General features: G+C 54.5%; 14 protein-coding genes. 9 read left to right on the top strand and 5 right to left on the bottom strand.

Going from position 1 to position 13,563, the window contains the following annotated elements:
• Nucleotides 1–32 precede the first annotated feature (32 nt).
• The 7 genes from rsxA to nth are packed head-to-tail and all read left to right on the top strand — an operon-like array spanning nucleotide 33 to nucleotide 6,639.
• Complete coding sequence (gene rsxA / locus ACFX4U_RS01320) at nucleotides 33–614, top strand: electron transport complex subunit RsxA (protein ID WP_313507124.1); 582 nt, start codon at nucleotides 33–35, stop codon at nucleotides 612–614.
• 1 nt (nucleotide 615) lies between these two features.
• Nucleotides 616–1,194 carry an electron transport complex subunit RsxB gene (gene rsxB / locus ACFX4U_RS01315; protein WP_313507125.1) on the top strand — a complete coding sequence of 193 codons (579 nt, stop codon included), beginning with the start codon at nucleotides 616–618 and terminating at the stop codon, nucleotides 1,192–1,194.
• Nucleotides 1,187–3,619 (top strand): electron transport complex subunit RsxC, encoded by a 2,433-nt coding sequence (rsxC, locus tag ACFX4U_RS01310; RefSeq protein ID WP_380217650.1) that lies wholly within the window; start codon nucleotides 1,187–1,189, stop codon nucleotides 3,617–3,619. Before rsxB ends, rsxC begins: the two co-directional genes overlap by 8 nt.
• A complete protein-coding gene (rsxD, locus tag ACFX4U_RS01305) occupies nucleotides 3,620–4,672 on the top strand; it encodes an electron transport complex subunit RsxD (protein WP_305736228.1) in 1,053 nt (350 codons plus the stop codon).
• A 9-nt stretch (nucleotides 4,673–4,681) separates the two neighbouring features.
• Nucleotides 4,682–5,302 (top strand): electron transport complex subunit RsxG, encoded by a 621-nt coding sequence (gene rsxG, locus ACFX4U_RS01300; RefSeq protein WP_305736229.1) that lies wholly within the window; start codon nucleotides 4,682–4,684, stop codon nucleotides 5,300–5,302.
• Between the two features lie 3 nt (nucleotides 5,303–5,305).
• Complete coding sequence (locus tag ACFX4U_RS01295) at nucleotides 5,306–6,004, top strand: electron transport complex subunit E (RefSeq protein WP_313507129.1); 699 nt, start codon at nucleotides 5,306–5,308, stop codon at nucleotides 6,002–6,004.
• Complete coding sequence (gene nth / locus ACFX4U_RS01290; protein ID WP_313507131.1) at nucleotides 6,004–6,639, top strand: endonuclease III; 636 nt, start codon at nucleotides 6,004–6,006, stop codon at nucleotides 6,637–6,639. The genes ACFX4U_RS01295 and nth overlap by 1 nt, the downstream gene beginning before the upstream one ends.
• Before the next feature lie 6 nt (nucleotides 6,640–6,645).
• Here nth and ACFX4U_RS01285 read toward each other — a convergent pair whose 3' ends face one another.
• Nucleotides 6,646–7,071 (bottom strand): CopD family protein, encoded by a 426-nt coding sequence (locus tag ACFX4U_RS01285; protein WP_313507132.1) that lies wholly within the window; start codon nucleotides 7,069–7,071, stop codon nucleotides 6,646–6,648.
• Nucleotides 7,072–7,814: 743 nt separating this feature from the next.
• Between ACFX4U_RS01285 and dtpA the strand changes: the two genes are divergently transcribed.
• Together dtpA and gstA are read left to right on the top strand one after the other, a co-directional pair.
• Entirely contained in the window at nucleotides 7,815–9,317 is a 1,503-nt protein-coding gene (gene dtpA, locus ACFX4U_RS01280; RefSeq protein WP_200551834.1) for a dipeptide/tripeptide permease DtpA, read from the top strand.
• 107 nt (nucleotides 9,318–9,424) lie between these two features.
• Entirely contained in the window at nucleotides 9,425–10,030 is a 606-nt protein-coding gene (gstA, locus tag ACFX4U_RS01275; protein WP_313507133.1) for a glutathione transferase GstA, read from the top strand.
• A 63-nt stretch (nucleotides 10,031–10,093) separates the two neighbouring features.
• On the opposite strand, the gene pdxY is transcribed toward gstA, so the two are convergent.
• The 4 genes from pdxY to mliC all read right to left on the bottom strand — a co-directional run bounded on the left by pdxY (nucleotide 10,094) and on the right by mliC (nucleotide 13,478).
• Nucleotides 10,094–10,954: a pyridoxal kinase PdxY gene (gene pdxY / locus ACFX4U_RS01270; RefSeq protein ID WP_313507134.1), complete on the bottom strand. Its 861-nt coding sequence runs from the start codon at nucleotides 10,952–10,954 to the stop codon at nucleotides 10,094–10,096.
• A 73-nt stretch (nucleotides 10,955–11,027) separates the two neighbouring features.
• Nucleotides 11,028–12,302: a tyrosine--tRNA ligase gene (gene tyrS, locus ACFX4U_RS01265; protein ID WP_016496279.1), complete on the bottom strand. Its 1,275-nt coding sequence runs from the start codon at nucleotides 12,300–12,302 to the stop codon at nucleotides 11,028–11,030.
• Between the two features lie 142 nt (nucleotides 12,303–12,444).
• Complete coding sequence (pdxH, locus tag ACFX4U_RS01260; RefSeq protein ID WP_313507153.1) at nucleotides 12,445–13,101, bottom strand: pyridoxamine 5'-phosphate oxidase; 657 nt, start codon at nucleotides 13,099–13,101, stop codon at nucleotides 12,445–12,447.
• A gap of 56 nt (nucleotides 13,102–13,157) precedes the next feature.
• Nucleotides 13,158–13,478, bottom strand: coding sequence for a C-type lysozyme inhibitor (gene mliC / locus ACFX4U_RS01255; RefSeq protein ID WP_017456609.1), 321 nt, complete (start codon nucleotides 13,476–13,478; stop codon nucleotides 13,158–13,160).
• Between the last annotated feature and the right edge of the window lie 85 nt (nucleotides 13,479–13,563).

Raw genomic sequence — 13,563 nt, 5'->3', positions numbered from 1 at the left:
AATAGGCGGCTTTTTTTATTTCAGGCCACATAATGACAGACTATCTGCTGCTATTTATCGGAACGGTACTGGTCAACAACTTCGTGCTGGTGAAGTTTCTTGGCTTGTGTCCGTTTATGGGCGTTTCCAAAAAACTGGAAAGCGCAATGGGCATGGGACTGGCGACCACCTTCGTGATGACGATGGCGTCTATCTGTGCCTGGCTCATCGATACATGGGTGCTGATCCCGCTGGATTTAGTCTATCTGCGCACGCTGGCGTTTATCCTGATTATCGCCGTGGTGGTGCAGTTCACCGAAATGGTGGTACGCAAAACCAGCCCGGCGCTCTATCGCCTGCTGGGTATCTTCTTGCCGCTTATCACCACTAACTGCGCGGTGCTCGGCGTGGCCCTGCTCAATATCAACCTTGGGCACAATTTCATGCAGTCGGCGATGTATGGCTTCGCCGCCGCCGTAGGGTTCTCACTGGTGATGGTGTTGTTCGCCGCGATTCGCGAACGTCTTGCCGTTGCCGATGTGCCCGCGCCCTTTCGCGGCAATGCGATTGCGTTAATCACTGCGGGCTTAATGTCTCTGGCCTTTATGGGCTTTAGTGGTCTGGTGAAACTGTAATATGAGTGCGATTTCCATAGCCGTTGCCGCACTGAGCGTGCTGGGGCTGCTGTTTGGCGTGATTCTGGGTTATGCCTCCCGCCGTTTTGCGGTTGAGGATGACCCGGTCGTTGAGCGCGTGGATGAATTATTGCCGCAAAGCCAGTGCGGGCAGTGCGGCTACCCTGGCTGTCGCCCTTACGCTGAGGCGGTCGGTCTGCAGGGTGAAAAAATTAACCGCTGCGCCCCCGGCGGCGAAGCCGTGATGCTGAAAATCGCCGCGCTGCTGAATGTCGATCCGCAACCGATTGATGGCGATGCCGCAGCGCTTGAGCCTGTGCGTATGCTGGCGGTAATCGATGAGAACAATTGTATTGGTTGCACAAAATGCATTCAGGCTTGCCCGGTAGACGCCATTCTCGGCGCAACGCGCGCCATGCATACGGTGATGAGCGATTTGTGCACCGGCTGTAACCTTTGTGTGGATCCGTGCCCGACGCAGTGCATTGAACTGCGTCCTGTGGAAACGACCACCCATAGCTGGAAATGGGATTTGCAGTCCATTCCGGTGCGTAATATTCCTGTGGAACACCATGTTTAAGTTATTTTCCGCTTTCCGAAAAGAGAAACTGTGGGATTTTCACGGCGGCATTCATCCGCCTGAAATGAAAACCCAATCAAACGGTACGCCGCTGCGCCAGTTGCCACTGGCGAACCGCTTTGTGATCCCTCTCAAGCAGCACCTTGGCGCTGAAGGCGAACTGTGCGTGCGCGTGGGTGACAAGGTGCTGCGCGGCCAGCCGCTGACGCGCGGCCGTGGCCGTATGTTACCTGTTCATGCGCCGACGTCCGGCACCGTGATCGCAATTGCGCCGCACTCCACCGCGCACCCCTCTGCGTTACCTGAGATGAGCGTCATTATTGAAGCGGATGGTGAAGATCGCTGGATTGATCGCGACGGCTGGCCTGATTACCGTTCCCACAGTTATGAAGCGTTAATTGAGCGTATCCATCAGTTTGGCGTTGCGGGGCTTGGCGGTGCGGGCTTCCCTACCGCAGCAAAACTGCACGGCGGCGGCGATAAAATCGACACGCTGATTATTAACGCTGCGGAATGCGAGCCCTATATCACCGCTGATGACCGTTTAATGCAGGACTGCGCGGCGCAAATTATGGAAGGTGTGCGCATTCTGGCGCACATTCTTAAACCGCGTAAGGTGCTTATCGGGATTGAAGATAATAAACCGCAGGCGATCTCGATGATGCGTGCGGTGCTGGCGGGCAGCCATGATATTCAGTTGAAAGTCATCCCAACGAAATATCCTTCCGGCGGTGCCAAACAGCTTACGCAGATCCTCACCGGCAAGCAGGTGCCGCACGGCGGGCGTTCGTCGGATATCGGTATTCTGATGCAAAACGTGGGTACCGCGTATGCGGTTAAACGCGCGGTTATCGACGGCGAGCCTTTAACGGAGCGCGTTGTGACGGTGACCGGTGAAGCGGTTACCCGACCGGGCAATGTCTGGGCTCGCCTGGGAACACCGGTGCGCCATCTGCTGGATTTCGCCGGTTTCTGCCCTTCCGCTGAGCAACTGGTCATTATGGGCGGTCCACTGATGGGCTTCACGCTGCCATGGCTGGATGTGCCGGTAGTCAAAATCACCAACTGCCTGTTAGCGCCTTCTGCCAGCGAGATGGGCGAGCCGCAGGAAGAGAAAGGCTGCATTCGCTGCAGCGCCTGCGCTGACGCCTGTCCGGCCGATTTGCTGCCTCAGCAACTCTACTGGTTCAGCAAAGGCCAGCAGCACGACAAAGCAACGGCACATAACCTTTCCGATTGCATCGAATGCGGTGCCTGCGCCTGGGTGTGCCCAAGTAATATTCCGCTGGTGCAATATTTCCGCCAGGAAAAGGCAGAGATTTACGCCATCGCCGAGGAAGAAAAACGCAACGCCGAAGCCAAAGCACGCTTTGAAGCGCGGCAGGCACGCCTTGAGCGTGAAAAAATAGCCCGCCAGCAGCGTCATAAACAGGCTGCGGTTCAACCTGCCGCTAAAGATCAGCAGGCGATTGATGCCGCACTGGCGCGCGTACGCGAAAAACAGACGACCGCCGCACAGCCAGTCGTGATTCAGGCTGGTGCCCAGCCCGATAACAGCGAAGCGATCGCGGCGCGCGAAGCACGCAAAGCGCAGGCACGCGCCCGCCAGGCAGAAAAAGCGCTGCAGACGGAAAACAGTGCCGCCACGGACGAAACAGCCGATCCGCGCAAAGCCGCCGTTGAGGCGGCAATTGCCCGCGCTAAAGCGCGTAAGCTCGCCCAAAGCCAGCCCAATGCGTCCGAAGCCAACGCTGAGCAGCCGCAGGTCGAAGCCGAACAACAAGCTGAATCTGCACTTGTCGATCCGCGCAAAGCCGCCGTTGAAGCGGCAATTGCCCGCGCTAAAGCACGCAAGCTCGCACAGACCCAGCCCGCTGCATCCGCAGCCAACGCTGAGCAGCAGGTGAAAGCCGAACAACAAGCTGAATCTGCACCTGTCGATCCGCGTAAAGCTGCGGTTGAAGCGGCGATTGCCCGCGCTAAAGCGCGTAAGCTCGCACAAAGCCAGCCCGAAGGATCCGCAGCCAACGCTGAGCAGCCGCAGATTGAAGCCGAACAACACGCTGAATCTGCACCGGTCGATCCGCGTAAGGCCGCCGTTGAAGCGGCAATTGCCCGCGCCAAAGCGCGTAAGCTCGCGCAGAGCCAGCCCGCTGAATCTGCAGCCAACGCTGAGCAGCCGCAGGTGGAAGCCGAACAACAAGCTGAATCTGCACCGGTCGATCCGCGTAAAGCTGCGGTTGAAGCGGCGATTGCCCGCGCCAAAGCGCGCAAATTAGAACAAGTACAAGCCGCCACGCAAGCTGATGATGTCTCGTCTTTTGCGCAGGCCGCTAATGACGACCCGCGCAAAGCCGCAGTCGCCGCAGCCATCGCCCGTGTTCAGGCGAAGAAGGCTGCACAGCAAGCTGTTAACGAGGATTAAATGGTTTTCAGAATCGCAAGTTCCCCTTACACCCATAACCAGCGCCAGACCTCACGTATTATGCTGCTGGTGACGCTCGCGACCGTGCCGGGCATTGCTGCGCAACTGTGGTTTTTCGGTTGGGGAACGCTGATACAGCTTATTCTCGCGATTATCAGCGCGCTGGCTGCCGAAGCGCTGGTACTGAAATTACGCAAGCAGAACGTTGGCGCGATCCTGGCAGATAATTCTGCCCTGTTAACCGGTCTGCTGCTGGCTATTAGTATTCCCTCTTTCGCCCCGTGGTGGATGGTGGTGCTTGGCACGGTGTTCGCTGTGGTTATCGCCAAGCAGCTTTACGGCGGATTGGGCCACAACCCATTTAACCCGGCAATGATTGGCTATGTGGTGCTGCTTATCTCCTTCCCGGTGCAGATGACGAACTGGCTGCCGCCGTATGAAATCGCGCGCACCGTCCCAGGCTTTATGGATGCGGTACAGGTGATTTTTACTGGTCATACTGCCGCTGGCGCGAATATGGAAACGCTGCGCATTGGTATTGATGGCATCAGCCAGGCGACGCCGCTCGATACTTTTAAAACCTCATTGCATGCCGGACACAGCGTTGAGCAGATCCTGCGCTCCCCTATCTATAGCGGTGTTCTGGCCGGTGCGGGCTGGCAGTGGGTCAACCTCGGTTATCTGGCCGGTGGTCTGTTCCTTCTGTGGCAGAAAACCATTCGCTGGCATATCCCGGTAAGCTTCCTGCTGACCCTGACGATTTGTGCCACACTCGGCTGGGTTTTCGCCCCGCAATCCCTGGCCGCGCCGCAACTGCATCTGTTCTCTGGCGCAACCATGCTGGGCGCGTTTTTCATTCTGACCGATCCGGTTACCGCCTCGACCACCAACAAAGGGCGTCTGATTTTTGGCGCGCTGGCGGGCGTGCTGGTATGGCTTATCCGCAGTTTTGGCGGCTACCCGGATGGCGTGGCCTTTGCCGTATTACTGGCAAATATTACCGTGCCGTTGATTGATTACTACACGCGTCCGCGCGTGTACGGGCATCGTTAAGGAGCCGCCATGCTAAAGACAATGCGTAAACATGGCGTGACGCTGGCGCTGTTCGCCGCAGGTTCTACCGGGCTGACCGCCGCAATAGACCAAATGACCAAAACAACTATTGCCGATCAGGCTGCGCTGCAACAAAAAGCGCTGTTTGATCAGGTGATCCCAGGCGACAGCTATAATAACGCGCTACAACAGAGCTGTTTTCTGGTCAGCGATCCGGCGCTTGGCAAAGGGCAACACCATGTGTGGATCGCCAAAAAAGATGACAAGCCTGTTGCGGCTGTCCTTGAAGCGACCGCACCAGATGGTTACTCAGGCGCCATCCAGCTGCTTGTGGGCGCCGATTTCAGCGGCACCGTGCTGGGCGTGCGCGTGACGGAGCACCATGAAACACCGGGTCTCGGCGATAAGATTGAGCTACGTATTTCCGACTGGATCACCCACTTCGCCGGGAAGCGGATTGACGGCGCGACCGATGGTCACTTTGCGGTGAAAAAAGATGGCGGTGATTTTGATCAGTTTACCGGGGCGACCATCACGCCACGCGCGGTTGTTAACGCGGTAAAACGGACCGGCCTGTACGCGATGACACTACCGGAACAGCTTTCCCGTTTACCGGGTTGTGGAGAGTAAGCGATGAGCGAAGTTAAAGAGGTTATTGTTCAGGGGCTGTGGAAAAACAACTCTGCGCTGGTACAACTGCTGGGTATGTGTCCGCTACTGGCGGTGACGTCCACCGCCACCAACGCACTGGGTCTGGGGCTGGCAACAACGCTGGTGTTAACCCTGACCAACCTGTTTATTTCCACCCTGCGTCGCTGGACGCCGGATGAGATCCGCATCCCGATTTACGTGATGATCATCGCCTCGGTGGTCAGCGCGGTACAAATGCTGATCAACGCCTATGCGTTCGGTCTTTACCAGTCACTGGGCATTTTTATTCCGCTGATCGTCACCAACTGTATCGTGGTCGGTCGTGCTGAAGCCTTTGCGGCGAAAAAAGGCCCGGCGCTTTCAGCACTCGATGGCTTCTCTATTGGTATGGGGGCAACCTGCGCGATGTTTGTGCTGGGTTCCCTGCGTGAGATCCTTGGTAACGGTACGCTGTTTGACGGCGCAGATGGGCTGTTAGGCGGCTGGGCGAAAGTGCTGCGCATAGAAGTGTTCCACACCGATTCCCCATTCCTGCTGGCGATGTTGCCGCCGGGCGCATTTATTGGCCTAGGCATGATGCTGGCGGTGAAATACCTTATCGATCAGAAGATGAAAAAACGCCGTGAAGCGGCGGCGACTGCGGCAAACGACAGCACTCAGACCGCGCCCGGGAAGGCATAATGAATAAAGCAAAACGACTGGAAATTTTAACCCGCTTACGGGAAAACAACCCGCACCCGACCACCGAGCTGAATTTCACCTCACCATTTGAGCTGTTGATCGCCGTACTGCTCTCTGCGCAGGCCACCGATGTCAGCGTCAATAAAGCCACCGCGCTACTCTACCCGGTGGCAAGCACGCCCAAAGCAATGCTGGAGCTTGGCGTTGAAGGGGTGAAACAGTACATCAAAACCATCGGCTTGTTTAACAGCAAAGCAGAAAATGTCATTAAGACCTGCCGTATTTTGCTGGAAAAGCACAATGGCGAAGTGCCGGAAGACAGAGCCGCACTGGAAGCCCTGCCGGGCGTCGGGCGTAAAACCGCCAATGTGGTGCTCAACACCGCATTTGGCTGGCCGACCATTGCTGTGGACACGCATATTTTTCGCGTTTCTAACCGCACGCGTTTCGCGCCGGGTAAAAACGTTGAGGAAGTTGAAGAGAAGCTGCTGAAAGTGGTGCCTGCGGAATTTAAAGTCGATTGCCACCACTGGTTGATCCTGCACGGGCGATACACCTGCATCGCCCGTAAGCCGCGCTGCGGCTCCTGCATTATCGAAGATCTGTGCGAGTACGACAGTAAAGTCGATAGTTAACGCCCGTCAGAACGGGCGTATCACTGCCAGCAGAATAATCACCGCGACGGCGATAATGGTTAGGCTGGTGGCATTGCGAATAGCCCCCATGCTTTTCACCGCTTCACCTGCCGCTATGCGGCGCAGCGTGGCAGAGAGAAAACCATGCAGACCGGAAAGCAGCAGCACTACCACCACCTTGATTATCAGCCACAGATGCGGCATTTGACCGTGCGCAATCACCATTACCGCACCCGCAACCCACAGCAGTAACATTGCAGGCGTGGTAATTTTACGGCTCCAGCGGCGTACATCGCCCGCCAGTGCGACACGCGCAGTGTTATCCGCTTGTGTGGCGCACCAGCCGGCAACAACAGCCATAACCAGCATTCCGCCTATCCAGACGATGGCCGCCGCGATATGTAACGCATTGAGCCATGGATGAAAGTTCATATTTCGACTCCAGTGTAATAAAGACTGCGGCAAGTCTGACAGCGTATCTGCCCCCTGTCATGAACAATGCGCGGCAAATAGCAGAAAAGGTCTCGTTATTGATCCCGGATTGGTTACCCAACGAGTCGCGGATAAGAGAACTCGCTGATTTTATGTCATAACTTTATGTGATAACGCTCACGTCTCTGTAAATTACTCAAAACGTCGAATGATTGCGCACAAATCGTGATATTGAGCAAATAATCGTCCACTTATGCGTATTTAATAAGGTTATTCCTTTTTTTAGAAGAAAAAAATCCAACTAATGACGATTTCGGTGACTATTGCTAACACAATGTTAAAAAAGAGATTAACAATGTACACGGAATGGTTGCAGTGCAAACTTTAATCACATTTAGCAAGAGATATGACCATATTGATCACATAAACCAGCCCAATACACTACCATTTAGCCAAAATAGCAGAACATATGCCTTAATGTGCAATCTAACCCCCGGACTGTAGTAGAAAAATCCACTTTTGTTTCCATGATGAAATTTAACTCTGAATAACAAATAAAAACACCGAGCATTGTAATGCCCTGGATCTATGTAACAGAATATGTCAAAAGGCTTGCCTGAACGCGCGGGATAGTGAACATTAACCGCCGTTTTCCCCTCCCAATATAACTATAAGCGTGATGAACTCTGGTCATTGCGCGCTGAACACCCCCGTTAATATGGGATGTAAAAAAAGAGGTATATGTGTCAACTGCAAACAAACCAACGGAAAGCGTCAGTCTGAACGCTTTTAAACAACCGAAAGCGTTTTATCTGATCTTCTCTATCGAGTTATGGGAACGTTTTGGTTACTACGGCCTGCAAGGGATTATGGCTGTTTACCTGGTGAAACAACTGGGTATGTCAGAAGCGGACTCTATTACACTGTTCTCCTCCTTCAGCGCACTGGTTTATGGCCTGGTTGCCATCGGTGGCTGGCTGGGTGACAAAGTGCTGGGCACCAAACGCGTGATTATGCTGGGCGCTATCGTGCTGGCCGTCGGTTATGCGCTGGTGGCGTGGTCTGGTCATGATGCGAGCATTGTCTATATGGGCATGGCGGCCATCGCCGTGGGTAATGGTCTGTTTAAAGCCAACCCGTCCTCCCTGCTCTCGACCTGCTATGCGAAAGACGACCCGCGTCTGGACGGTGCATTTACTATGTACTACATGTCCGTTAACGTCGGCTCATTCTTCTCCATGCTGGCAACACCGTGGCTGGCCGCGAAATTCGGCTGGAGTACCGCGTTTGGTCTGAGCGTGGTGGGTCTGCTGATCACCATCGTTAACTTCTCCTTCTGCAAACGTTGGGTGAAAAATCACGGTTCTAAACCGGATTTCGAACCGCTGCGCGTTGGCTATCTGCTGGCGACCATTGTCGGTATCGTGGCGCTGATCGCTATCGCCACCTGGCTGCTGCACAACCAGGGTATCGCACGTATGGTGCTGGGCGTTGTGGCGCTGGGTATTATCTGCATCTTCGCCAAAGAGACTTTCGCGCTAAAAGGTGCTGCTCGTCGTAAAATGATCGTCGCCTTCATTCTGATGGTACAAGCGATTGTCTTCTTCGTGCTCTACAGTCAGATGCCGACATCGCTGAACTTCTTTGCTATCCGTAACGTTGAGCACACGCTGTTTGGTATCGCTTTCGAACCTGAACAGTATCAGGCGCTGAACCCGTTCTGGATCATTATTGGTAGCCCGATTCTGGCCGCTATCTATAACAAAATGGGCGATACACTGCCGATGCCGCACAAATTCGCCATTGGTATGGTGCTGTGCTCTGGCGCGTTCCTGGTGCTGCCGCTGGGCACGAAATTCGCCTCTGAGGCGGGTATCGTTTCCGTAAGCTGGCTGATCGCAAGCTATGGCCTGCAAAGTATCGGTGAACTGATGATCTCCGGTCTCGGTCTGGCGATGGTTGCGCAACTGGTGCCGCAGCGTCTGATGGGCTTCATTATGGGAAGCTGGTTCCTGACCACGGCTGGCGCGAACATCATCGCCGGCTATGTGGCTAATCAGATGGCTATCCCGGAAAATGTGACCGATCCGCTGATGTCACTGAACATCTACGGCTCCGTGTTCCTGCAAATTGGTATCGCTACGGCGGTTATCGCTTTGCTGATGATCGTCACCGCACCGAAGCTGAACCGCATGACGCAGAGCGAAGATACCACTCGCGAAACGTCGGAAACCGCTACGGCTTAATCGCCGCGGGGAACTCGAATTATTCAGCCGCTAACGCAAGTTAGCGGCTTTTTTTTTATTCCGCCGCGTAATAACCTATGCCGGAAATCAGCCATAAGGAAAAGATAATGAAACTGTTTTACAAGCCGGGCGCCTGCTCTCTCGCATCGCACATTGCTCTGCGTGAGACCGGAAAAGATGTGGATCTGATAAGCGTTGATTTGATGAAAAAACGCCTTGAAAACGGCGATGATTTTTTTGCTATCAACCCGAAAGGGCAAATCCCGGCGCTGCTGTTGAATGACAACACGCTGATCACCGAAGGCGTGGCGATTATGCAATACGTTGCTGACAGCGCGCCTGAGAGCCAGTTACTGGCACCTGTGGGTACCTTGCCGCGTTACAAAACGCTGGAGTGGCTGAACTTTATCGCAACCGAGCTGCATAAAGGCTTCACCCCGCTGTTCCGCCCGGACACACCGGAAGAGTACAAACCCACCGTACGCGCCTTGCTTGAGAAAAAATTGCACTACGTGAATGAATCCCTGAGCAATAACGCGTGGATCAGCGGTGCGAACTTTACCATTGCCGACGGTTATCTGTTCACGGTTCTGCGCTGGGCGCGCGCGGTGAAATTGAATATGGAAGGTCTGTCGAATATTGACGCGTATATGGCGCGTGTTGCCGCTCGTCCTGCGGTGGCGGCTGCAATGGCGGCAGAAGGTATTCAGTAAAATGTGATTGCCCGCGAAGACACTGTTTAGCGGGCATGAAAAAGGCGGGGATCCCCGCCTTTTTTACAGCAATGTGGCGCTAAAAAGATGCTCTGGTTGCGCAATTCTGTCCTGTGCCGCGACCACCTGCAGTTCATACTCCTGCAAATTTTTAGTCGCCAGCATAATTTCATACACTGCCGCCGTTACGTGCTCCAGCGCTTCACGTACGCTCGCACCCTGCAACAATTTCACCAGTAACAACCCGCTGGTCACATCGCCCACACCGACAGGCTGACGTGCGCCAAAATCCACCAGCGGACGGCTAATGTGCCAGGCTTCACTGGGCGTTACCAGCAACATTTCAAAGCGATCGGCGCTCAATCCCGCGCGTGCCAGATGTTTCACCAGCACAATTTGCGGCCCTTGCGCAATTAGCTCGCGCGCCGCAGCCACCGCGTCTTCCACCGTGTTAACCGCATGCTCGCAGAGGATCTCCAGCTCAATCAGATTTGGCGCAATGATATCGCTGGCAGGCAAAGCGTGGCGGACATGAAACTCGGCAACCCCTGGCGCAACGATACAGCCTTTCTCCGGGTGTCCCATGACCGGATCGCAGAAATATTTCGCCTGTGGGTTGGCCGCTTTCACCTGACGAACGATACCCAGAATATGCTCTCCCTGCTCTGCCGAACCCAGATAGCCGCTCAGCACCGCGTCACAGCGTTTCAGTTGGTCAATCGCCGCAATGCCCTGCACAATTTCGGTCAGATGAGCTGGCGGCATCACGCTGCCGGTCCATTTGCCGTACTGAGTATGGTTAGAAAACTGCACCGTGTTCAGCGGCCAGACGTTAGCACCCAGGCGGCGCATCGGAAACTCGGCGGCACTGTTCCCCGCATGACCAAAGACCACATGCGATTGAATGGCGAGGATATTCTTCATTGTTGGTAGCCTTGCAAGAATGGAGCAATAAAAAGAAGGGAGTGATTTCTCACTCCCTTCGGCAGGTCTGTTTTTATTTCCAGCAGATCAAGCAGTAGTTTTTCTTACCACGGCGCAGCAGCGTGTAGCGACCAAACAGGCGATCGCCGTCAGTGAAGAAATACTCCGGATCGGATTGTTTTTCGCCGTTGATGGTAACGGCGTTGGACGCGATGGTTTTACGCGCCTGGCCGCGGGACGGCTGCAGCTCAGAATCAACCAGTGCCTGCATCAGATCGGCGCCTTTTTCCATCTCAACCATCGGTACGCCATCCTGCGCCAGCTGCTCGAAATCGGCTTCGCTCAGGTCGCTCAGTGTACCGTTGAACAGGCTTTCGGTGATGCGTTTAGCGGCAGTTAAACCCTCTTCGCCATGTACCAGACGCGTCACCTGCTCAGCCAGCACATATTGCGCACGCGGCGCTTTACCGCTGTTTTTGTCTTCTTCTTCCAGCGCGTTAATTTCCGCGATATCCATAAAGGTGAAGAACTTCAGGAAGCGATAAACATCCGCATCGGCGGTGTTGATCCAGAACTGGTAGAACTTATACGGGCTGGTTTTCTTCGGATCCAGCCACACCGCGCCGCCTTCGGTTTTACCAAATTTGGTGCCATCGGCTTTAGTGATCAGCGGAACCGTCAGGCCAAAGACCTGGTTTTGGTGCAGGCGGCGAGTCAGATCGATACCCGACGTGATGTTGCCCCACTGGTCAGAACCGCCAATCTGCAACACGACATTATGCAGTTCGTTCAGGCAGGCAAAGTCGTAACCTTGCAGCAGGTTGTAGGAAAACTCGGTGAACGAGATGCCGACATCATCGCGGTTCAGCCGCTGCTTGACCGCTTCTTTGTTAATCATCTGGTTAACAGAGAAGTGTTTGCCGATATCGCGCAGGAAAGTCAGCACGTTCATGCTGCCAAACCAGTCGTAGTTGTTCGCAGCGATAGCGGAGTTGTCGCCACAATCGAAATCGAGGAACGGTGCGACCTGTTTGCGGATTTTATCTACCCACTCCTGCACGGTATCTTCGGTGTTCAGTTTACGCTCGGTAGCTTTAAAGCTCGGGTCGCCAATCAGACCGGTCGCACCACCCACCAGCGCCACTGGCTTGTGGCCAGCCTGCTGGAAGCGTTTCAGGCATAACAATGGAACCAGATGCCCCAAATGCAAGCTGTCAGCGGTGGGATCGAAGCCGCAATAGAGCGCGATCGGGCCCTGCGCCAGTCGCTCTGCTAACGCTTCCTCATCCGTCACCTGGGCCACGAGGCCCCGCTCTTGCAATTGTTTAATCAAGTTACTGCTTGCCATCAAAATCTCCATGTATAAAACGGACTGCACCTTTGCCGGTACACGACTTTTCGCCAGATGCGAAAGGATACTTCATGGGGGGCAGATAGAATAAAGCGCCGGAACACGGAGTGCCAGCGCTTATAGCAACATTTTTCAGGGATTACGGCGCGAGGCGGTCAATTTTCCACGCAGCGTTCTCACGCTGGTATAAAAAACGGTCATGCAGGCGATTGGCACCGCCTTGCCAGAACTCCATCTGGTCGATACTGACGCGGTAGCCGCCCCAGAAACTGGGTAACGGGATTTCACCCAGCTGGAATTTTTGCTTAAGTTCAAGGAACTTGCTTTCCAGAATACCGCGCGCGGAGATGCGGCTCGATTGTTTCGATACCCAGGCGCCGATTTGGCTGTCACGCGGGCGACTGTGGAAATACTTAACGACTTCCAGCGTTGAAAGCCGTTCTGCTTTGCCGGTGACCATCACTTGACGTTCCAGCATATGCCATGGGAACAGCAGACTGACAGCGGGGTTGTTTTCAATGTGATGCGCCTTGCGGCTGCCAAGGTTGGTATAGAATACCAGCCCTTTTTCATCGTAATGTTTAAGCAATACGATGCGCTGGTACGGTTGGCCGTTTTCATCCACTGTCGCGACAACCATCGCGGTAGGATCGGCCAGCTGGGCTTCACAGGCCTGCCCCAGCCAGCGTTCAAATAATGTCAACGGTTCGGCGGGAAGGTCGCCGCGTCGCAGACCACCTTTGGTGTATTCACGGCGCAGATGCGCGATTTGCTGCAATTGATCGTTATCAGACATGGCGTTAGCGAAAGTAATCATCAGGTGGGGCTATTATGCGCCCCCCTGTAAAAATCTCAACGCTGCGGAATAAGCTGGCAATTATTCAGTACAATGCGATCGCGCTTGTAGACGGTCGCACTCTCACCCTTCGACCAGAAAACGTAGACGCCATCCGTATAGCGTGCGCCAGAGGCTGAAAGCCCTTGCTGTAAGGTCAGCAATTTATCATCCCAGACAAAACTCGCCTGCTGACGGGTGTTATTAATTTTCACGGTGAGTGGTTTTTCGTCGCACTGGTAAACCAACGTATCGGTATGCATGCGTTCTACAAACTGATTGTAATAGCTGCATCCGGCAAGCAGTGCAGGCAGACAGGCGATGAGTATTTTTTTCATAGAGTATTCCCGGGACGGTCCTGGTCACGGAGGGCGAAACGCCCTCCCTAAGCCTGGTCAGTCTAGCCCGGCGCAACTAAAGTGA

The sequence above is a fragment of the Kosakonia sp. YIM B13588 genome (assembly GCF_042788165.1).
GTDB classification, from domain to species: Bacteria; Pseudomonadota; Gammaproteobacteria; order Enterobacterales; family Enterobacteriaceae; genus Kosakonia; species Kosakonia sacchari.
This window is presented reverse-complemented; position numbering and strand designations above follow the sequence as displayed.